Raw genomic sequence first — 19,332 nt, forward strand, 5'->3', positions numbered from 1 at the left:
GGTTGTCGGTCAGGGCCGGCAGCGTGTGCATGGTCAGTGGAAGTCGCGCGAGGAAGTGGGCAGCTCCCCGAGCAGATGGCTGAGGTCGTGCAGGTCACCCGCGATCAGGTGTTGCACGCCGTCCACCTGCTCCCAGCGTCCGCGCACGGCCAGCAGGCGCGCGCCCAGCAGCGCCTTGCGCCGGCGCAGCGCCACGTCCGGCCAGACCACGATGTTGACCATGCCGTGCTCGTCCTCCAGCGTCACAAAGATCGTGCCCTTGGCGGTGGCCGGCCGCTGGCGCTGGGTGACGATGCCGGCCACGTGGACGTGGCGGCCGTGCGGTACGCTGCGCAGCTGGTTTGAATCGAGCACGCGCTGCTGCTGGAGCCGGCTGCGCAGCAGCGACAGCGGATGCGCCTGCAGCGTCAGCCCGGTGGTGCGATAGTCCGACAGCACATCCTCGCCTAGCGTCGGCGCTGGCAACGCCACCGCATCCTCGTCGGGGCTGCCAGGCAGCAGCGGGCGTCGCGGCTCGATTCCGGCCACTGCCCAGCGCGCGGCATGGCGGTGGCCGGCCAAGGCCTGCAACGCACCCGCCTCGGCCAGCATCCGGCGAGCCTTCTCGTCCAGGCTCGCGCGCAGACACAGGTCGCGCACGTCGCGAAACGCTGCATGCGTCCGCGCGGCGACGATCGCCTGCCCCATCGCCTCGGACAACCCCGCCACCTGGCGCATCCCCAACCGCAGCGCCGGCTGTCCACCGTCGTCTGCGCCATGCCGCGCATGGCCGCCCTCCAGCGTGGAGTCCCACTCGCTGCACGTCACGTCCACCGGACGAATCTCGACCGGCCTGCGCGCCCCGGCGCCCCGGCGCGCGTCCTGCACGATCTGGCTGGCCGAGTAGAAACCCATCGGCTGCGCGTTGAGCAGCGCGCACGCAAACGCGGCCGGCTCGTGCCGCTTCAGCCAGCAGCTGATGTAGACCAGCTTGGCGAACGAGGCCGCGTGGGACTGCGGGAAGCCGTAGGAGCCGAAACCCTTGATCTGCTCGAAAATCTGGTCGATGAATGCGGAGGCATAGCCCTTGGCCTCCATCAGCCGCCGGATGCGCACGCGATGCGGCTCCATGTCGCCGCCGCGCCGCCAGGCCGCCATCGAGCGCCGCAGGCCGTCGGCCTCCTCCGGCGAGTAGCCGGCATGGATCACCAGCTCCATGACCTGTTCCTGGAACAAGGGCACGCCCAGCGTGGGCTTGAGGATCGTCTCGATCTCCGGCGAGGGGTACGTCACCGGCTCCTTGCCCTGCCGGCGGCGCAGGTACGGATGCACCATGCCGCCCTGGATGGGGCCGGGGCGCACGATGGCCACCTCGATCACGAGATCGTAGAAGTTCCTGGGTTTCAGGCGCGGCAGCATGCTCATCTGCGCGCGCGACTCGATCTGGAACACGCCGATGGTGTCGGCGGCCTGGATCATCGCGTAGGTCGCCGGATCGCCGGCCGCCAGTCGCGCCAGGTACAGATGGTAGCCGCGATGCCGCTCGACCAGGTCGACCGCCTTGCGGATGCAGGTCAGCATGCCGAGCGCGAGGCAATCGACCTTCAACAACCGCATCGTTTCCAGATCGTCCTTGTCCCACTGGATGATGGTGCGATCGGCCATCGCCGCGTTCTCCACCGGCACCACGGTGGACAGCGGCGCATCGCTGATGACGAAGCCACCGACGTGCTGCGACAGGTGCCGTGGGTGACCGCGCAGCAGCGAGGTCACCGCCAGCACACGCGCGATCAGCGGATTGTCGGGGTCGAAGCCGGCATCGCGCAGGCGCTGGTCCATCGGCGTCTCGCCGTTGCTCCAGCCGTAGCATTCGGCGAGCAATGCGACCTGGTCCGGCGGCAGGCCGAACGCCTTGGCGACGTCGCGCACCGCGCTCTTGCCGCGGTAGCGGATCACCGTCGCGGCCAGCGCCGCACGCTCGCGGCCGTACTTGGTGTAGACGTACTGCAGCACCTCCTCGCGCCGCTCGTGTTCGAAGTCCACGTCGATGTCCGGCGGCTCATCGCGCTCGCGCGACAGGAAGCGCGCCATCAACAGCCGGCTCTCGGCGGGATTGACCACGGTGATGCCGAGTGCGAAGCACACCGCCGAGTTGGCCGAGGAACCGCGGCCCTGGCACAGGATGTCGCGCGAACGCGCGAAGCGCACGATGTCCTCGACGGTGAGGAAGAAGGCCTCGTACTCGAGTTCCTCAATCAGCGCCAGCTCGCCCTCGATCTGCTGCGCGACCGAGGGCGGCACGCCCTCCGGCCAGCGCTCACGCAGGCCCTTCTCGGTCAGCGCACGCAGCCAGCTCGCTGGCGTGTGACCTGCGGGCACCAGTTCGGCCGGATACGCGTACTGCACCTCGTCCATGCGGAACGTGCAGCGCCGCGCCAGCCGAACGGCCGCGGCGAGCAGGTCGTGGGGGTAGATGTTGCCCAGCGCCCGCCGCGTGCGCAGGTGGCGCTCGCCGTTGCGGAACAGGTGCTCGCCGCAGTCCGCCAGCGGCATGTTGTGGCGGATCGCGGTCATCGTGTCCTGCAGCACGCGCCGGCGGCGCACATCCATGTGTACGTCGCCGGCGGCGACCGGCGTCATACCCAGCCGCGACGCCAGCGCGAGCAACTGGCGCAGACGTGCGGCATCGTCCTGCTCGCGGTGCAGCTCGACCGCGAGGTGGACACGTTCGCCGAGCAGCCCGCGCAGCCACTGGCCCTGGACCTCGTCGGGCTCGGCTGCCGGCAGCCACAGCGCGAACAGGCCGCACCCCATGCTTTCGCCGGGACGTACCGCCAGGACGCGCGCCACGTCCTCGCGCGTCAGCCGGAACTCGCCCTTGCGCGCCGCGCGGCGCGCCACGGTGATCAGCTCGCACAACCGCGTGTAGCCGGCCTGCGTCTCGACCAGCAGCACGAAGCGGAGTCCGCAGGCGAGCACGAACTCGCTACCGACGATCAGCGGGAGCCCGGTGGCGCGCGAGGCTTCCAGGCCGCGCACAATGCCGGCCAGCGAGCACTCGTCGGTGATCGCCAGCGCCTCATAGCCACACTGCACGGCACGTAGGAACAGGTTCTCCGCGCTGGCCGCGCCACGTAGGAACGAGAAATCCGATAGGCAGTGCAGCTCTGCATAGGCCGGCAGGTCGTCGTCGCGCACGTCATCGTTGGCGGCGCGCTGGCCGAGCCGCTGCGCCACTTCCCACGCGCGCGGCGGACGCCCGCCCGGTGTATCGGGCGCGACGCCGTAGACCAACTCGTCCCCGCTCATGCGAACCACCCGTGCAGCATCCAGCCGCCCTGCTCGCCCGGTGGCGCGAACGCCCAGGCGCGCTGCCCCTGCGAGGTCTCCAGCACGTAGTAGTCGCGCCGCGCTTCGTCACCATCCCACCAACCGCTTTCCAGGCGTTCCGGGCCGGAGACTATACGGACATGGAAATCGCGCAGTGGGATAGGTTTGGGCAGCAGCCACAGCGGCCGCGGCGGACGGACCGGCGCCTGGCCGATGCGTACCGCATCCCCATCTGCACGCCGCCAAGCGCGCTCCGGCCGCGGATCGCTGGTCGGTACGATCCGGTGTACCGCCGTGTCGCCGAGCCTGGCGCGCAGGCGCTCGCGCAACTGCGGCCACGGCAGCGACTGTTGTGCCCGCACATCGAAGAGATCCCGCGTGGCGGGCACGAACGGCGGCAGCTCCCGCGCCAACAACCGCATTGCTACCACAGGCCGGTCAAGTTGCACCCGTTCCAGCCGGCCGCGGGTCAGCTCGAACAGCGTCGCCGGCTCGCGCTCGGCTGCGAGCAGGCCAACTTCGACATCGGTGTGCGCGTCCTCGTGCTCCAACCGCAACACGAAGCGCTGCACGCCACCGTCGCGGATCGACAGGCAAGTGCACAGATCGCCGATCATCCGGCGCAGCGGAAACAGCAACGCTGTGTAGCCCTCGACCTCGCACTCCAGTTCGATCCGGCTGTCGAAGCGGTCGGGCGGCGCGTAGTATGCCAGCGGGTCGTCGGTGCGGCCGTACAGTCGATCGAGGTGTTCGAGTAGCGGCAGCCCGAAGCGGCGACGCGCGCTGTCGGTCGGCAGTGCGCGGACGGCGCGCAGGTCGCGCAGGCCCATGCGATGCAGCCGCTCGCCGGCGCCATCCGGCAGCAGTGCACGGCGCACCGGCACGCGATCCAGCAATGCCCGCATTGCGACGGGATGATCGACGGCCAGCCCGTCGCGCAATCCCGCGAGAACGCGTGCGGCGCGCGACGTCGGCGCCATTGCGATGCGGTGACCGAAGCCCAGCGCGGCGAGTTCCTCGCGCAGGCGCGCCTCGATGCGTGGCCACGGTCCGAGCAGCCCGAAGCTCGCGCGCACCTCCAGCAACAGGCAACCCGGCCACTGCGCGCTGACCAGTGAGCTGTGGCGATAAGCCCAGGCCGCGAGGAACCGTTGCCAGCGCATCTCGGCCGACGGGTCGTAGTCGACCATAGCGACGTCGGGCAAGAGCGCGTGCGCGGCGGTCAGGCGCATACCAGCGCGAAGGCCGGCGGCAGCGGCGGACGGATTGACCGCGTGCAGGGTGCGCAGCTGTGCCGGTCCGCCGACCAGGGCCAGCGGCGCGGAAGGATCAGGCAAACGGCGGAGGACGGCGTCCAGCGCCAGCTGCGGCAGCAATATGCAAACCCACAACATGCGCGCGCCTCACCAGGCCCCCGCAGCGAAGGCCTGCGCCGGCACGGGGCCGCCGCGGCATTTGCGTATGCGCCAGGTACCGACGCCCTGCCCGTCACGAGTGTGTTCCAGACGCAGCGCCGCCGGTGACGGATTGCCGGCATGGCGGCGATCACGCAGCGCGAAGCCGAGGCAGGCGCCACTGTCCGCCGCCACCTGCAGCCGGCGCAGCGCCGCGGCGTCGGCCTGCAGCGGCCAGCCGACGACCACCGCGCAGGCCCCACTGCGCAGGCACTGCTCGAACGCCCACAGCGCGTCGCGCGGCGTGGCGGCATCGATCACTTCCAAGTGCAGCAGGTCCACGCCCGCGACCTGCCAGGCCGGCGCGTAAGGCAGGTACGGCGGCGCGACCAGGACGACCGTGGCGCCGGCCTGGGTGAAGCGCGCCAGCGTCGGCAGGAGCAGCGACAGCTCACCGACCCCGTCGGCCGGTAGCAGCAGCTCGGTGAGTGCGCGCCGCGGCCAGCCGCGCTGCGGCAGCAACGCATCAAGGTCGGCGTACCCCGTGGGTTCGCCGTCTGCGGCGATCGCCGCGGCGCGGCCGGCATGCCACAGGGTCTGCGTGGCCAGTAGGGATTCGAGCGCAACGACACCGGCCATATCAGTCCCGACGCACGAGGCCGCAGTAAAGACCCTCGATTGCGAAGTCCTGACCGGGCGAGACGACGATCGGCGCATACGCCGGATTGCGCGGCAGCAGTTGGATGCGATGACGTTCGCGTTGCAGCCGCTTGATGGTCATCTCGCCGTCGACGCGGGCCACGACGATCTGGCCGTCGCGGGCCTCCGGCGTGCGGTGCACACCGACCAAGTCACCGTCGAAGATGCCGTCGTTGACCATCGAATCACCCTGGACCCGCAATAAGTAGTCGGGCTTCGACGAGAACAACCGTATGTCCAGAATCAACGTATCGACCAACCCCACATCGGGTTCGATGGGAGATCCTGCTGCTACGCGACCCAATATCGATACCCGCAACAGGTCCGATCGCGCCCGTACCCCCACTGGCCGAATGCCACGCGCCTGTCCGGCGGTGACCTCGATCAGTCCAGCCTCATTCAGCGCTAAAACGTGCTTGCGTGCCGCGCCGCGCGAAGCTAGGCCACAAGCAACGGCAATTTCGGCCAGCGTCGGAGGCTGGCTGTGCTCAATCACCCTGTCGCGAATAAAGCTCAGGACAGCAGCACGGCGGGGACTCAAAGTAGGCATGGGATACATATGTACTCCTTTTGCCATTCTTGTGCTACGATTGACTTTGTCAGAAAAAATTTAAGAGATAAGTTGACATGGTCAGGCTGTCACCGCATAGTCGGTCGCACAATGTCGTACCCAAGGGGGTGCGCTGTGCGAGATGGCATATACAAAGATCTTCCGATGCCGAGGGGCTGGAAGTCCCTTCTGCGGACCTGTCTACGCGAAGCAGAACGTGGCGACATTGCGGCACGTGCTGCTTACAAAGCCATGCACGCCGACATCAAACGCGACGTGTCCCAGGAATTCCTCAAGGGGTTGCGCCACATGGCTGAAACCCACCAACCCAGCTTGCCGGGCTTCGGTTCTACTGTCCTCGCATTCGATGCAGGCCTAGCTGCCACCCCGCACGAAAGATGCATCGTGCAACACGCGCAACGCCTGCACACCAATGGTGTCGGCGGGAGCGACCTCATGCTTCGAGCGCTCACCGCGGGCTTGGCAGACATGCAAGCTCAGCAACTGCGTCAAATGGAGCAACACGTCTACGTCGGAGGTAGCCGGGATGCACGAGTGGTCATGGCAGCAGCGCGCGCTGCCTGCAACGGCGTGCCGGAGCAGTTGGCCGCGGAATGCTGCGGCACGGCTCCTAAGCGCGCAGCAACTGCTACGCGCACGCGCATCGATCCTGACGAAGACTTGGCGATCCATCCTTGAACGCCATCGTGAAACACGCCACGGATTTACATCCGCTTGCCCGCATCGTCGGCCAGGAATCTCCGCGGCGCACGCCATCGGGAGTCATCCCCTGCGTGATTGGCCGGGACCTCCAGTTGATACCCGACATCCTCGGACGCTACTGCTTCAAAGAAATCTCATCACGTGCCGAGGATCTGATCATCATCGCGGGCGTGATCGCCTTTGCAGATCGCGCAGTCGCAAGAAAGATGTCGATCAGCTGGCTGCGGCAATTAGACGTCACCATCCCTGTGCTGGAACCTAACTTTTGGCGCCAGACGCACGTCGTCGACGCGTTGAGAAGCTTGCTGAACCTGCTTACCGGCGATGCCTGGACGCTTCACTTTTCCTCGAAATCACAACGACTCGACGTCCAAGCACAACCCCCACTGAACTTCATCACCAACGAGCAGCCTATCGTCATGCCGTACAGCGACGGCATGGATTCGTTTGCAGTCGGCCGCCTTTTGGCGAGCGACAATCCTGGAGTGCCATTGCTGATGGTCACTGCGGGTAGCCGATTGGACGCCGATAAGCAACGGCGCGAGAGCCAGCTCGACGGTCGTCGGTTGCGACTGGCGGTTCCCTTTCGAATATCACAAGAACACGGCGTACGCCTGCGCGAACCGAGTTATCGGACCCGTGCCCTGATCTACGGCGTCATGGGTGCCATCGCCGCACAACTCAGCGGGGCCAACAGAATCATGGTTTCGGAAAGCGGGCAAGGTGCGCTTGGTCCATGGCTTGTTCCGGTCGGCAACGAGGCCTTAGACATACGCATGCATCCTGCGTACACGTCACAGCTTACGCAATTCGTCAACTCAGCTCTGGGCATCCAGGTTGCGTATGAACATCCCCGACTTTGGTCGACCAAGGGCCAGACCCTCCGCGAGTTAGCCGAGCGCAACCTCGCAGAAGACTGGCATGAAACGCGTTCGTGCGCGCGCGATGCGCGCCATATGTCTTATGGCCGGACACGGCTTCAGTGCGGCGTATGCGCGGCTTGTCTACTACGCCGGATGTCGATCCGTTCTGCGGGTCTGGAAGAGTCTTTAGATAACTACATGTGGAAGAATCTGAGCGCTAGCAGCCTGGATGATGCAGTGGTCGATCCCACGCGCGTGGCGTCGAAAGCCGATCGCGGCCATGCCATCTGCGGGGCGCTGGCAATGGCTCAGCTTTCAGAACTGACGAAGCCAGAGCAATCGGCATATGTCGACGGCAAGGCGCAGGAGCTAGCGTACATTCGTGGCGAGCACGTTGACTTTGTCCGCAAACAGCTTGCCGGCCTCATCCAGCAGCATGCCAACGAATGGGACGAATTCGTTGCACACCAAGGAGATTCCTCCTATCTCGCTCCGTTCTCCGGAGACATGCGATGAACAATGTCCTCGACGCTCAGAACCCTGTGGAGTTGGGCGACCGATTGCGGCACGCGCGCACCCAAGCCGGGCTGACCCAGGCACAAGCAGCGAATGCGTTGCAGGTGGCACGAACGACCCTTGTTGCCCTTGAGAAGGGGCAACGGCGCGTAAGGGCGGACGAGTTGAAAGCCATGGCAGACATCTATGGTGCTTCGGCTAGTTCGTTGCTGCGAGACTCCGCTGTCCACATCGAACTCTCCCCGCGCTTCCGTACGCTAAACGAAAGTGGCGACGAAGACGCAAATCAAGCGGCACGGTTACTGAACGACCTCACTGCGGCGGAACTTGAACTCGAAAGGCTTACTGGCAGGAAGCTCAAAACGAACTACCCGACGGAGCGACCTATCCTGCCAGGTGACGTGAAAGAACAAGCGGAAGACCTAGCGATGGAGTTACGCCATCGTCTGGGGCTCGGCTTGGCCCCCATTGGGGATATCGTCACCTTGCTGGAAGTTGAGATTGGCATGCGCGTCTTCGTGCGCCGTCTGAATCCCAAAATATCCGGCCTCTTTATCTACGACGACGAGGCCGGCGGGTGCATGCTACTCAACCGAAACCACCCGCGAGAGCGCAGAGCATTGACCGCAGCGCATGAGTTCGGCCATCTCGTCTCATCAAGGCGGCAGCCCGACATCCTTGACGACTGCAGCCCACAATCACGTGAGGAAAAATTCGCAACTGCATTCGCCCTCTCCTTCATGATGCCAGCCGCGACTGTGCGACGTCTCTTCCAAGAGCATAGGCAAGAGTCCGGTCGTTTTTCGCCTCGCCACCTAATTCTGATGGCACACACCCTTAATGTCTCGCAAGAAGCCATGTGCCGCCGGTTAGAGGATTTAAAGCTACTGCCGGCAGGAACTTGGGACTCGCTACACGATCGCGGATTCTCGGGTCAGCTCGTACGCCAGATCCTCGGTGATCGTTCTCGTGACGACGAGTTGGTGGTGCCCCCGCGACTCTGGATGTTGGCAGCCGAGGCATACGGCAAGGAATTATTGACTGAAGGTCAGCTTGCTCAGCTGCTTAGAGTCAACCGCATTGATTTGCGCCATATTCTGGACATGCTAGGCCCGGATGACGGGCAGGATCTGGAGTCCATTACGCTTGAATAGTCTGACGCCAATCATCGTCCTCGACTCCAGCGTGGTCATCAATATCCTGGCCTGTGGGCAACCTGCGCGATTCCTTAATACATTGGAATGTACTGCCATCATTCCAAGCCAAGTTGTCAATGAAATATCTCGCGGACCTGTGCAGCCCGCTAGTCAAGCCGACTCGTTTTCTAGCTTACTGCAATCCGGCCTACTGGTTCCGCACGACCTCGTAGGCGAGAACTATCTTCAGTTCCTCAATTTGGTGGGTGCGGCAGTCCCCGACAGTTTAGGAGATGGCGAGGCGGCCACGATAGCAAGCGCTGAACAACTTCAATGCACCGCAATCATCGACGAGCGCAAGGCCATGCGAATCGCGCGCAGTCGAAGAGATGCAAATCTGACTGCAAACACGCTGGACCTATATGACTATAGTCTTACGAAGTCGCATTATTCAAGGGAAGATATAGCGTCATTAGTATTTAATTCCATGAAGCATGCGCGGATGCGCATTCCCGCGGAGCGCAAGACATGGATCATCGATCTGATTGGCGAAGAAAGAGCCAGACAGTGCAGTTGCTTCCCAAGATCACTTCCAATAATCGCCTAGCTCTGTCAACCCGCTGCCACTAGTACAATGTGTTCTCTGTCATACGCTGCCAAAGTTGCTTTCGGTCCAGCGCCTGTCCATTTAAGATGACTTCGCCGAACGTGTCATCAACGATGCGGCGATGGCCTTCATTCTCATACACATGCACATGAATGCCGTGTGCTTGAGGACGATCAGCAGTCCAAAGGACAGCTGGCGTTGACGACCACATATCAAAGTGATAGCCAGGATACTCGTCGAGGTTGAGCTGCTGATCCGGTATCACATAGGTATTGCTGTTATTGAACTGATCGTGAAGTGGCTTGAGGGGCGTTGAAACGATCTTCTCGTCGCTCCAGATGCTGTCGTTGCCGCAGTTTCCGCAAAAATGCTTGGCGTGTGGCGTCCGCGCAAAGCTCCCCAAATCAAGATGAGGGTATCCGCACTTCTTGCAGGTGACACAGGACGTTTCATATCCCAGTTCGAGGGAGCGAACGAACTCAAATGCAGCAGGCGGCGTTACCTGGATCAGGGTGATATCGGTGCTAGCGAAAAGACCGGCATCCTGGTTGTAAGAACACACGATCGCATCAAAATCCCGGTCTAGCACCTTCTTCTCAGCACCTGAGAATCGCTTATGTACGTGGATCTTCGGCGCGCGCTTTGCAATCGGTCGGCTGGAAAGCGCGGGAGGCAACGAACACCAGATCCCAATTTCCTCGTACTCGTTAAATTCGACTTCAAGAGGGTCGACGACATAGCTCATCTCCATCAGGTGGTTGCTGCATAGCACCTCGCCTGATTCTGGCAACGCGGCTATATCAGCCTTCGTACCCCAGTGAATCTGATGCGTCTTGCAGTACCAACGTTGGGCACCATTCCTAAATTTTCCACAGGGGACAATATGGCATGGGAGCACTGCATCGGTCCCAGACTTGCCCTCGAAGTGACCGAAGACCTCCTCGGAGCTAACAGCTATGTTGCCGATAGTCCGCCCTGGCGCCCAGCACACAGCAGCCGCAGCGGAGTACTGCTCATGCCCAAATTCGACTTCACCTTCGTCGCCATACTTGCGAACGAACTCCTTTCTGGCCATCCCTGTACCTGGATTCGACCAATCACATTCCCAGACCTCAACACGGCCGGTTTCTCTGTTTAGCTTGCGCGAATAGAACATACAAAATCCAAAAATCTTGAAATGGCCATACTTGATCGAGCCGGGGAAACTGAAAGGTGTTGCAGCGCGCCAGCGATGCTCGCAGGTCCGACCAGTGGGAGCCATAGTCGAACGCGGCCGACCATCGCGGGATCCGAAGCATCGAGGCGACCAGCGGCGATGCATCTCGGTTGTGGCTGAGCGCCTTCAATGGCAGCAAGTGATCCTCGCGATAGATGGTTGGAATGATGATGCGGCTTTGCCGTCCCGCACTCAACACGCAGTTCATGGCAAGCCGCGCGGCCCGCCGTTGCCATCCAGGAATGGATGGACCTCGGTGACCGCGAACATCGTCACCACTGCTCGCGCGAGCGCCTAGATTCTCTCGAAACCTTCCTTCACCTTGGCGCTAGATCCAGCCATCAAACGCAACCACTCGCCCGTCGATCCGATACCGGACCATTCCGATCGACAGCGTTTCCAGACAACCGTGGATGTCGCGAGGCACCTCACCAGCAGGCACCACCAGATATCGCTTGACCTGCTTCATGCTGGCCGAATGCACCATGAGCTGGCCAATAGCGGTATAGAGCGACTGGCGGTCCGTCGAGGACTTGACCTCGAACAGGGTCATGCAACCACCCGGTCCCCGCACTGCCAGGTCGACCAGAACGCTCTTACGGATCGTACTGGAGAAGCCATGCTTCGGCAGCCAGGCCGCGAGCGCATGCACAATGTCTCCGTGACGCGATGCATAGACGAAGCGCTCGCCACCGCCGTGCTTGAGGCCCGAGAATTCGCGGTAGTAGTCGCCATACCCCTGACCGGCAGGCAGGCCCCGCGGGCGTGGTGGAAGAGTCTCCTCCGTGACATCCGTCTTGAATCGGACGACCCGGTCTAGATAGCTGCCGATGCCTGCTGCGAAATAGCGGTTGTCCAGCGGAGCGACGATCAAGCCCATACGTACCCCGTTGGGAGCCGACACTGCAAGCGGCTCGGCGCCCGCGGCCTCCAGGAAGGCATCTCGGCCAATACCCTTGCGCCCGCCACCAACGCCGCCGTCATGCATCAGGAACAGCATTCCGCTACGCGGATCGCGCGCGTAGAAGCCGGCGATCCTATTGGAGTTTTCGCTGATAGGAATATTGATCTCGACAGCGATGTGCAGCGTGCCCTTCGGACTGTAGGTTCCAAACGCGTTCCAATGACGATAGACGCCAGCGTCTGCGCCGACCTCCTGGGAACCGAGCCAGTAGTTACCGTTGTGCTGGATGTGCATTTCCGCGCTGGACGGTCGCCACGCGACCAAGCGTGTCTCTCGGTGTGGCCATACCTTTCGAACCAGCGAGATCATCTGCGTCTGGGCGTGCTTCTTGGCGTTCGGGCCATCGACGAGTTCCAGCATGCGCTTCCCCAATTTCCCAATGCCTGGATGGTCAACTCAAATTTGCAGTAGCGTGATCGCCTCCGGCGTCGAATCATTCTAGGGCGGCGTCGCGTCGCTCGCACGACGTCACGCAAATCGGATCAGCACCGGGCGCCTCCCTCATACCACCTGCAAAGGTCGGCGGACGCGCGCGCATGTCGGCGAGCGGCAGGTCAGTGGGCAGCGCGAAGAGCGTGGCTCGCATCGCCTGCCCACGCGCGACATTCGTCCACGATACCTGGGGCACGACACGCACTTTTCGCCTCGACTTGCCGAACCTGTTCGAAGCGGTTAGCGACACGCTCCGGCGCTGGGAGACCGCTTTTCCAACTGAAATGCCCGCGGGCCTGACCGAGGTTCTCGTGGTAATTGCCGAGAGTCGAGGCCTCTGCAATGGCTTCCTGCGCCGCCGCCACGTAAATCACCACCATTCGCAGACCTGCAAGAGGAACTGCAACGTTTCTTGGCCCCATTATTGCCTGCCCAGGGATACGAAGAGTGCCAACGGTCACTGGGACCCAGACACTGGCACCTGGCAGCAAGACCAGACTCTGGGAAACCAAGAGCGACGCGCGCTGGGAAGCTTCAACAGATTGGCATATACGCACATTAGCCTTGTTGGCGTTGCCCTCACGCGGATGCCTTATGGAACAGCATTTCCGACGCCAACAACTCTATGACCTAGTTTGGTCTGAGCCTCTGACGCTTCTCGCCTCAAGGTTCGGCATGTCAGATGTTGCACTGGCCAAGAGCTGCAAACGTAACGGCATCCCCGTTCCCCAACGAGGATATTGGGCAAAGCTCAAGGCGGGGAAGACATCCCCACGGTTCCCGCTGCCTCCCCGAGGATTGGGTGCCGTGGAGACGATTCGCATCGGCTCCTCCAACTGGAACGAACGCGAGGACGAAGAGCAGGCGCTAATGATGGAGGATGTTCCTCCCCCGCCCGACTTCCCCGAACCATTTTCCGGCCTCATCACCCGCATCACGACGCTGGTTGGCCACATTGCGCAAAGCCGCAACCTGAAATCGCCCCACCACGCCGTCGCGAAGCTGCTGTCCGAAGATGCAGAGCGACATGAAAGATGGAAGCAATCCCCATACCCTCTCACCTCCGACCAACCGCTCTTCGTGTCGCCTTACGAACAGCGGCGACTGAAGCTCGTCGACGCTATCTTCAAGGCAATGGCACGCGCCGGCATGACGCCGGCAGTTCCTCGCGAGAAGAACCCCGGAGAGTTCACCATCCGGATCGGCGATTCGACCGTTCGTTTCACGCTGGGAAAGCCTGGCGAACAGCGTTCGAACTGGGCCATCGCCACGGAAGCCCGGCGTCCAGCATCTGAGCCCATGCGCCTGAAGATCGATTGGGAAAGGGAAGAGCCGAAAGAACTGGTATCGGAATGGTCAGACTGCCCGGACGCGCCGCTTGAATCCATGCTGCAAGAAATCGTCGTCAACCTGATTGCCGTCGGCGAGATGCGCATGCGTGCCGTTGAGCGTCATTGGTACGAATATCGCGCCGAACGCAAAGACAAGCTGATCAAGGCTGAGCAGGAACGTCGGGAAGAGGTTGCACGACGGGAACGCGAGCACCAACGTCGACTTGCGAATGCTCGCATCGAGAAACTGCATCAAGAAGCGATGTCGCTACGTCTCGCCGACGACATTCGCCGCTACGTGGCCGCAGTCAACGAACGCAATGCATCTTCATCCAACCCCGTATCGCCAGCGGAGATTGACGACTGGTCATGCTGGGCGCTTGCACAGGCGGAACGGATCGATCCCGTAGGGACCGGCGCCTTTCTGCTGCCACTGCCTGAGGAAATGGAGGAGAACGGCGAACCCAGGCCAAACGTGTGCACACCACCTTCGGATCCCGTCAAGCTCCCGCCAGCGTGGCGCCCCAACCGATGGTATACTCGCTGAGGTCCGATATTTCGGACTGTTGGTGACAAGCTTGACAACCTGGAGATCAGTGGCTAGGCTTCGCTAGCGAAGCCTAGCCACTGATCTCCAGCAAAGACCCCTCTACCACCCCACACCGACCACGGTAATGGTCACAGGCGTTTAACGCCTGCTTTTAAGGTTATTGACACTCGGAGTGCTGGCAGCTAGGCTTCGCTAGCGAAGCCTAGCTGCCAGCACTCCGATGAAAACTTTAAAGGAAGCCAAAGGAGAAGGGGTTCTAGCTACGGCAAAGCTGATTGACGCCTTCCGGGATCAATTAGCAGCTTCCCGCCAGTCCCTGCCCTCCGTTCGCTGCCTCCCCCACTCGAGATTGATCGAGCTCTTGCTCGACGCGCGCGAAACCGTCGATTCGACAATCCTCCGGGAGTGCCCTGGTACGCAGCTGATACAACTCCTGGAGGATGCCGCTGTCATCCGTGCAATTCCGTTGCAGCCTGCTTCTTCAAAAAAAAGCGTCAAGCTCTATTCGGTCGGCTTCGATCCTACCGCTGCCACGATCCCCGCCGCGGAACTCCTGCAGGCGCACGTCCCTGAGGGAATTCTTTGTTATTTCACAGCCATTGAACTGCACGGACTGAGCACACAGCCCGCCCCTCACTATCACATCGCCCTGAAGAAAGCAGCGGATCCGAAACGCAAGGTTCCGCTCCCGAAGGTATCCCCCTCCTCCGACAGACCGTTACCGCTTGGGACACTGGAGTTTTACGCCGACGGCGTCGGGTACTACCGGACGCGGCGCGATCCTGCCAATCTGCTGAGCGTACAGCGACGCCAACTGAATCCCTACTGCGTTGTGAGGGTAACCACTCTCGAGCAAACGTTGCTGGATTGCCTGCACCGACCGCACAGTGCGGGCGGAGCCGCCGTCGTGTTCGAGGCATGGGAGCAAGGCCTTACACGCAGCTCACCGGAAAAGATCCTGACATTGGCGGAGAAAATAGGCGACAAGACGCTGCTGCGCCGGACGGGCTACATGATCGAACGCTTTGCGCCGCAATCGGACTCCGTCCAGAAAGCAAAGCGGTTGATCGGCAGCATTCCGCAAGATGCCATGCCGACGTTGTTACCGGGCCTGGCCTACCAGCATGCAAATAGGGAATGGGGCCTGCGTACCCCTTAAGGAACCGAATGAATCCGGCACAGCGACAAGCATGGATCCGGGAAGCGCTCGACATGGCGTTCCAAGCGTTGGCTTCGTGGCCTGAGCTGCGTGACAAGCTGGTCTACAAGGGTGGCCGCGTGCTGGCCCTTCGACTCGGTGGCGAACAGCGAGCCTCCTACGATCTCGATGCCAACCTCTTGCTTGCATTCGCCATAAAGCACCCTGACCGTAACGAACAAGCAGAGATGCTGAGAGATCTCTTCACTCAAGCCATCCAGGCGCACGCAGAGACCCAGGACCCAGTGAGGTACGAGCTGGTGGACGTGCGCGTGAAGCACCGACCGCGCGCGGATCATCCGCTGGGTTGGAACGCCTTCGAGGTGGTGGTAAAGCTTCGCGACTTCATGAATGAAGGCGTGCAGGGGCTTCCAAACATAGAGTTCGACGTCGCAGCTCCGGAAGAGCTCGGCACCCATGCCGTTGCTCCGCTTGGCGTCGGCGGAGACACTGTTTTTGCGTACACGCTCGAGCGCATCGCCGGGGAGAAAATGCGAGCTTTCCTTAGCTCGCTTCCGTCCTACCGACACAAGGTCAAGAAGCCGGGAGATGCCGTACGTGCGAAAGATTTGTACGACGTCACGAAAATCCTGGGCGTGCATCCGATCGGCGAAGTGGATTTCTGGAAGGCTGCGGCCGAAGAATTTCATCTTGCCTGCGCATCCCGGTATATCGACTGCACCGGCATCGGGACGTTCGCCGAAGACATCGACGTCACCCGTTCCACGTACGAAACGGATGCAACGTTGCCGAAGGACATCGTTTTCGACGCTGCGTGGCACGCGATCGAAGACATCGTTCGCTTCTGGGAGGCTCAGAGGGTCTTCCCGCTTCGTTTCCCGCTTCCCAATGGAAACTCCGGTCAACCGGGGCGCCCATGAACGAGAATCTCTTCACCCGCTGATTCCCGTCAAAGTCCGCTCTTCAACGAAATAGCAGATATACGTGATATGCGCTGCGAACCGACCATCTCTAGTCCCTGAATGTTGTATCTGAAGTTTTCCTGCGACGGCCAGTTCTGGTTGTTCGACAAAGCTCGTCTAGATGGAGCAATGTTGGAAGACATTCGGGTCCTTCTCACCAATGGGTGAGATAGTCGAGTATAAAAACGAGTATAGACAGCCAGACCAAACTCATGATTTACAATCAAAACAAATAGTTATTCGCTCCCTTTGGTTCCTCTCCTGGCACCACATACCGAAGTCCGAGGATAGCCGATAGCGTCCGAGGAAGTCCAAGAAACCCCGCCATGGCGGGGTTTTTTGTTGCCTTTGCGTCCGGCTTGCCCAGGCCGGATCGCTTGCCGAAACAGCACGACACGCCGCCCGCGCCGCCTTCCCCGGGCCGCGATGGAAATCGACATGCGAGACGGCGCCGGCGGGCGAGCGTCACCCAGCAACCCCGGTACGACGAGCGGCAATGCAACCGCAACGATCCCGGATCGCCCCGTCCGAAATGACGCCTGTCGTCGCGGCAAACGCACTGTCCCGGGAGAGCGACCGGATTCATGTGGCCAGCGGCGTGCCGTTGGCGGGATCGCAGTGCATGTCGCAGGCTTTCTTGAGCGGCGCGCCGAAGAAGAGCCACAGCCCGAGCGAACCGGTCGACACGCCGCCGAGCACGAAGAACGCGGTCGCATAATCGAAGTGCTGCGCGAGCATGCCGCCCAGCATCGGGCTCAACGCCGCGCCGATACCCTGGACCGTCATGACGACGCCCTGCCCCACGTTCACGCGCCCGGTGCCCTGCAACAGCCGCACGACCAGCGCCGGGACGGCCACGCCTTGCAGCCCTGCGCCGATGCCATCCAGCGCCTGCACGGGCCATACGCCCCAGGCCGAGATCCACGTCGCCGCCACCAGGCCGCGCAGCGGCAACGCGAGGAAGGTGATCAGAATCGCTCTCCAGTAGCCGATGCGTCGGATCAGCCGGTTCGCGAAGAAGGCGGCGGCGATCATCACGAGCTGCGCGACGACGATGGTCTGCGCGGTGAACGCGCTCGGATCGCCCTTGTGCGCGGCCACGACCGCGAGGCCGTAGAGCGGCAGCATCGCGGCATTGCCGAGATGGAACATCGCGAGGGCCGCGGCGAGGAGCAGCAGCGGCCTGCACCTGAACAGCACGCGAAAGCCGCTCGCCTGTTCGCTTCGCGGCGTCGACGCCGATCCCGCGCCCAGTCCCCGCGCGCTGTCGTGGTCGATCGCATCGTGCGGGATCAGCAGCGTGGAAAGGATCGTCATCGCGCCGAACACGCCGGCCAGCGCGAACACCGCGCCGAACCCGAACCGCCAGCCGAGCCAGCCCGAGAGCGCCGCGCCGACCAGATTGCCCGCATGGTTGGCCACCTGGTTGCGGCCGAACTGCCGGTCGAAGCCGCGTTCGCGCACCATGCCCAGCGTCAGGCCCGCCAGCGCCGGACCGAGCGCCGCCCCGGTGACCGCGGTGAATACCTGCGACGCGGCGACCATCCAGTAGCTCTGCGACACCCACAGTGCGAGCGAGGCGAGCGACGTCATCGCGCCCGCCGCGACGATGATGCCGCGCTTGTGATGGGTCGCATCGACGAGCGCGCCGGCCGGCGACGTCGCCAGCATGCCGGCGATGCCGCCGAGCGTCATCACCGCGCCGATCGCGTCCGGATGCCAGCCCTTCGACAGCAGGAAGACGCCCAGGAACGGGCCGACGCCCGCCTGCATGTCGGCCATGAAGAAGTTCAGTCCCTCGAGCGCATATCTGGGATTCACCGGTCGGTCAACCTGTCCAGCGGGAGCGTCGATGAGTCCGGCCGATGAATCCGGTGGCCTCGTCCACTTCGATCGTGCGGCCGTGCCGGCGCCGGACGCCGCGTCTCCATTCCCCCGGCGCGAGATGCGCACCAACCCGGCTGGCGACGCGCCCCGTCGCCAGCCGCACCCGCGACGAGGGGCCGCGCCACGCGGCTTCGCGCCGCGCGTGCGGACCGCACCGTCCGGTTGCCTGCGCGGAGACGAGTTCAGGGCGTCGGCGGCACACTGTCGTAGAGCCGCCTCAGGTTGCCAGGCGCACCGAACGCGGTCGCCTGCAGCGCCGTGCCGTACGGGTTGCGCGTGCCGTATCCCTGCGCCGATACCGTCGCCCCCGCATGCAGGAGACCCGTGAATTGCTGCGCGACGGGCGGCGCGAGCTTGATGACCGTGCCATCGACCAGGATCACGCCATCGGGCTCGCCGCGAGGCGCGGTCGTGACCCGCGCCACTTGCCCCTGCACGTTCAGGAGCGACAACCGGGCGCCGCGCAGCTCGGGCGGCATGGGCTGGGCGTCCGGCAGCGGCGGCTGGTCGATCAGTTGCTGGCCGCTTCTCGTATCGACGATGCGTTGCGCCTGGACATTGCCGGCCGCATCGCGCCAACCGTTCAACTGCACGCTGTCGCCCGGGCGCACGGCCGCGGTCAGTTGCGCGCCCATGTGCGGGGGGAAATGCACGAGGGTGCCGTCGCTGGCCAGGAAGCCGTCGACGTCGCCGTCAGGATTGGTGACAAAGCGCGAGACGGCAACCTGCGTCGTGACGGGCGCGCCCTGGTCCGGGAGCGGCGCGGGAACGGCGCCGGGCAGCGGCGGCTCGGGCGCATCGGCCGGCGGCGGTGGCGGTGGCGGCAGCCCTGTGGCGGCGACCGGCTGCGCGGGCATGGTGGCCGACTGGGCCTGCGCCGCGCAGGCGGTATTCGCCGCAAGCAGCGCGGCGAGGCTCATCGTGCCGAAGACGAGAGTGGCGCGCCGGCTCGGGGTCGATGTCGATTGCATGATGCACTCCTTACCTTCGTGGGGTACGGAGTGAAGAGCAAAGGCTGTGCCATGGCGCGCAAC

16 protein-coding genes are annotated in these 19,332 nt (G+C 63.2%); 7 read left to right on the forward strand and 9 right to left on the reverse strand.

Annotated features, from left to right (window positions below):
* Window positions 1-33: 33 nt before the first annotated feature.
* From ASG87_RS13170 to lexA, 4 genes are read right to left on the reverse strand one after another with little or no spacing between them, the layout of a single operon-like run.
* Window positions 34-3,288 (reverse strand): error-prone DNA polymerase, encoded by a 3,255-nt coding sequence (locus ASG87_RS13170; protein WP_056005818.1) that lies wholly within the window; start codon window positions 3,286-3,288, stop codon window positions 34-36.
* Window positions 3,285-4,703 (reverse strand): DNA polymerase Y family protein, encoded by a 1,419-nt coding sequence (locus tag ASG87_RS13175; protein WP_056005820.1) that lies wholly within the window; start codon window positions 4,701-4,703, stop codon window positions 3,285-3,287. Before ASG87_RS13175 ends, ASG87_RS13170 begins: the two co-directional genes overlap by 4 nt.
* Before the next feature lie 9 nt (window positions 4,704-4,712).
* Window positions 4,713-5,342 carry a translesion DNA synthesis-associated protein ImuA gene (gene imuA, locus ASG87_RS13180; protein ID WP_056005823.1) on the reverse strand — a complete coding sequence of 210 codons (630 nt, stop codon included), beginning with the start codon at window positions 5,340-5,342 and terminating at the stop codon, window positions 4,713-4,715.
* A gap of 1 nt (window position 5,343) precedes the next feature.
* Window positions 5,344-5,952: a transcriptional repressor LexA gene (gene lexA, locus ASG87_RS13185; RefSeq protein WP_200949116.1), complete on the reverse strand. Its 609-nt coding sequence runs from the start codon at window positions 5,950-5,952 to the stop codon at window positions 5,344-5,346.
* A 252-nt stretch (window positions 5,953-6,204) separates the two neighbouring features.
* Between lexA and ASG87_RS20215 the strand changes: the two genes are divergently transcribed.
* The 4 genes from ASG87_RS20215 to ASG87_RS20225 are packed head-to-tail and all read left to right on the forward strand — an operon-like array spanning window position 6,205 to window position 9,797.
* A complete protein-coding gene (locus tag ASG87_RS20215) occupies window positions 6,205-6,651 on the forward strand; it encodes a hypothetical protein (RefSeq protein WP_157511086.1) in 447 nt (148 codons plus the stop codon).
* Window positions 6,648-8,054: a 7-cyano-7-deazaguanine synthase gene (locus tag ASG87_RS20220; RefSeq protein ID WP_157511087.1), complete on the forward strand. Its 1,407-nt coding sequence runs from the start codon at window positions 6,648-6,650 to the stop codon at window positions 8,052-8,054. The genes ASG87_RS20215 and ASG87_RS20220 overlap by 4 nt, the downstream gene beginning before the upstream one ends.
* On the forward strand, window positions 8,051-9,208 hold the full coding sequence (locus ASG87_RS13195) for an XRE family transcriptional regulator (protein WP_056005832.1): 1,158 nt from the start codon (window positions 8,051-8,053) through the stop codon (window positions 9,206-9,208). Before ASG87_RS20220 ends, ASG87_RS13195 begins: the two co-directional genes overlap by 4 nt.
* On the forward strand, window positions 9,201-9,797 hold the full coding sequence (locus ASG87_RS20225; protein ID WP_157511088.1) for a hypothetical protein: 597 nt from the start codon (window positions 9,201-9,203) through the stop codon (window positions 9,795-9,797). The genes ASG87_RS13195 and ASG87_RS20225 overlap by 8 nt, the downstream gene beginning before the upstream one ends.
* 19 nt (window positions 9,798-9,816) lie before the next feature.
* Here ASG87_RS20225 and ASG87_RS19550 read toward each other — a convergent pair whose 3' ends face one another.
* From ASG87_RS19550 to ASG87_RS13200, 3 genes are all read right to left on the reverse strand, one after another.
* Window positions 9,817-10,953, reverse strand: coding sequence for a hypothetical protein (locus ASG87_RS19550; protein WP_200949102.1), 1,137 nt, complete (start codon window positions 10,951-10,953; stop codon window positions 9,817-9,819).
* On the reverse strand, window positions 10,910-11,221 hold the full coding sequence (locus tag ASG87_RS20230; RefSeq protein WP_157511089.1) for a hypothetical protein: 312 nt from the start codon (window positions 11,219-11,221) through the stop codon (window positions 10,910-10,912). The genes ASG87_RS19550 and ASG87_RS20230 overlap by 44 nt, the downstream gene beginning before the upstream one ends.
* 120 nt (window positions 11,222-11,341) lie before the next feature.
* On the reverse strand, window positions 11,342-12,337 hold the full coding sequence (locus ASG87_RS13200) for a hypothetical protein (protein WP_056005835.1): 996 nt from the start codon (window positions 12,335-12,337) through the stop codon (window positions 11,342-11,344).
* A gap of 879 nt (window positions 12,338-13,216) precedes the next feature.
* Between ASG87_RS13200 and ASG87_RS20235 the strand changes: the two genes are divergently transcribed.
* The 3 genes from ASG87_RS20235 to ASG87_RS13215 all read left to right on the forward strand — a co-directional run bounded on the left by ASG87_RS20235 (window position 13,217) and on the right by ASG87_RS13215 (window position 16,369).
* Window positions 13,217-14,287: a hypothetical protein gene (locus ASG87_RS20235; protein ID WP_157511090.1), complete on the forward strand. Its 1,071-nt coding sequence runs from the start codon at window positions 13,217-13,219 to the stop codon at window positions 14,285-14,287.
* A gap of 223 nt (window positions 14,288-14,510) precedes the next feature.
* Window positions 14,511-15,449, forward strand: coding sequence for a hypothetical protein (locus ASG87_RS13210; RefSeq protein WP_157511091.1), 939 nt, complete (start codon window positions 14,511-14,513; stop codon window positions 15,447-15,449).
* 8 nt (window positions 15,450-15,457) lie between these two features.
* Window positions 15,458-16,369, forward strand: coding sequence for a nucleotidyl transferase AbiEii/AbiGii toxin family protein (locus ASG87_RS13215; protein WP_162258367.1), 912 nt, complete (start codon window positions 15,458-15,460; stop codon window positions 16,367-16,369).
* Between the two features lie 624 nt (window positions 16,370-16,993).
* On the opposite strand, the gene ASG87_RS13220 is transcribed toward ASG87_RS13215, so the two are convergent.
* Window positions 16,994-18,232: an MFS transporter gene (locus tag ASG87_RS13220; RefSeq protein ID WP_056005848.1), complete on the reverse strand. Its 1,239-nt coding sequence runs from the start codon at window positions 18,230-18,232 to the stop codon at window positions 16,994-16,996.
* Between the two features lie 248 nt (window positions 18,233-18,480).
* Window positions 18,481-19,269 (reverse strand): hypothetical protein, encoded by a 789-nt coding sequence (locus tag ASG87_RS13225; protein WP_056005851.1) that lies wholly within the window; start codon window positions 19,267-19,269, stop codon window positions 18,481-18,483.
* Between the last annotated feature and the right edge of the window lie 63 nt (window positions 19,270-19,332).

Origin of the sequence: Frateuria sp. Soil773 (genome assembly GCF_001428405.1) — a bacterium.
GTDB lineage: Bacteria > Pseudomonadota > Gammaproteobacteria > Xanthomonadales > Rhodanobacteraceae > LMSL01.

Bases quoted from the DNA above. Each gene is read 5' to 3' on its own strand.
- ASG87_RS13175 (WP_056005820.1), bottom strand. From the start codon at position 4,703: ATGTTGTGGGTTTGCATATTGCTGCCGCAGCTGGCGCTGGACGCCGTC.
- ASG87_RS13170 (WP_056005818.1), bottom strand. From the start codon at position 3,288: ATGAGCGGGGACGAGTTGGTCTACGGCGTCGCGCCCGATACACCGGGC.
- ASG87_RS20230 (WP_157511089.1), bottom strand. From the start codon at position 11,221: ATGAACTGCGTGTTGAGTGCGGGACGGCAAAGCCGCATCATCATTCCA.
- ASG87_RS13210 (WP_157511091.1), top strand. From the start codon at position 14,511: ATGAAAACTTTAAAGGAAGCCAAAGGAGAAGGGGTTCTAGCTACGGCA.
- ASG87_RS13195 (WP_056005832.1), top strand. From the start codon at position 8,051: ATGAACAATGTCCTCGACGCTCAGAACCCTGTGGAGTTGGGCGACCGA.
- ASG87_RS13215 (WP_162258367.1), top strand. From the start codon at position 15,458: ATGAATCCGGCACAGCGACAAGCATGGATCCGGGAAGCGCTCGACATG.
- lexA (WP_200949116.1), bottom strand. From the start codon at position 5,952: ATGCCTACTTTGAGTCCCCGCCGTGCTGCTGTCCTGAGCTTTATTCGC.
- ASG87_RS19550 (WP_200949102.1), bottom strand. From the start codon at position 10,953: ATGTTCTATTCGCGCAAGCTAAACAGAGAAACCGGCCGTGTTGAGGTC.
- ASG87_RS20215 (WP_157511086.1), top strand. From the start codon at position 6,205: ATGCACGCCGACATCAAACGCGACGTGTCCCAGGAATTCCTCAAGGGG.
- imuA (WP_056005823.1), bottom strand. From the start codon at position 5,342: ATGGCCGGTGTCGTTGCGCTCGAATCCCTACTGGCCACGCAGACCCTG.
- ASG87_RS13225 (WP_056005851.1), bottom strand. From the start codon at position 19,269: ATGCAATCGACATCGACCCCGAGCCGGCGCGCCACTCTCGTCTTCGGC.
- ASG87_RS13200 (WP_056005835.1), bottom strand. From the start codon at position 12,337: ATGCTGGAACTCGTCGATGGCCCGAACGCCAAGAAGCACGCCCAGACG.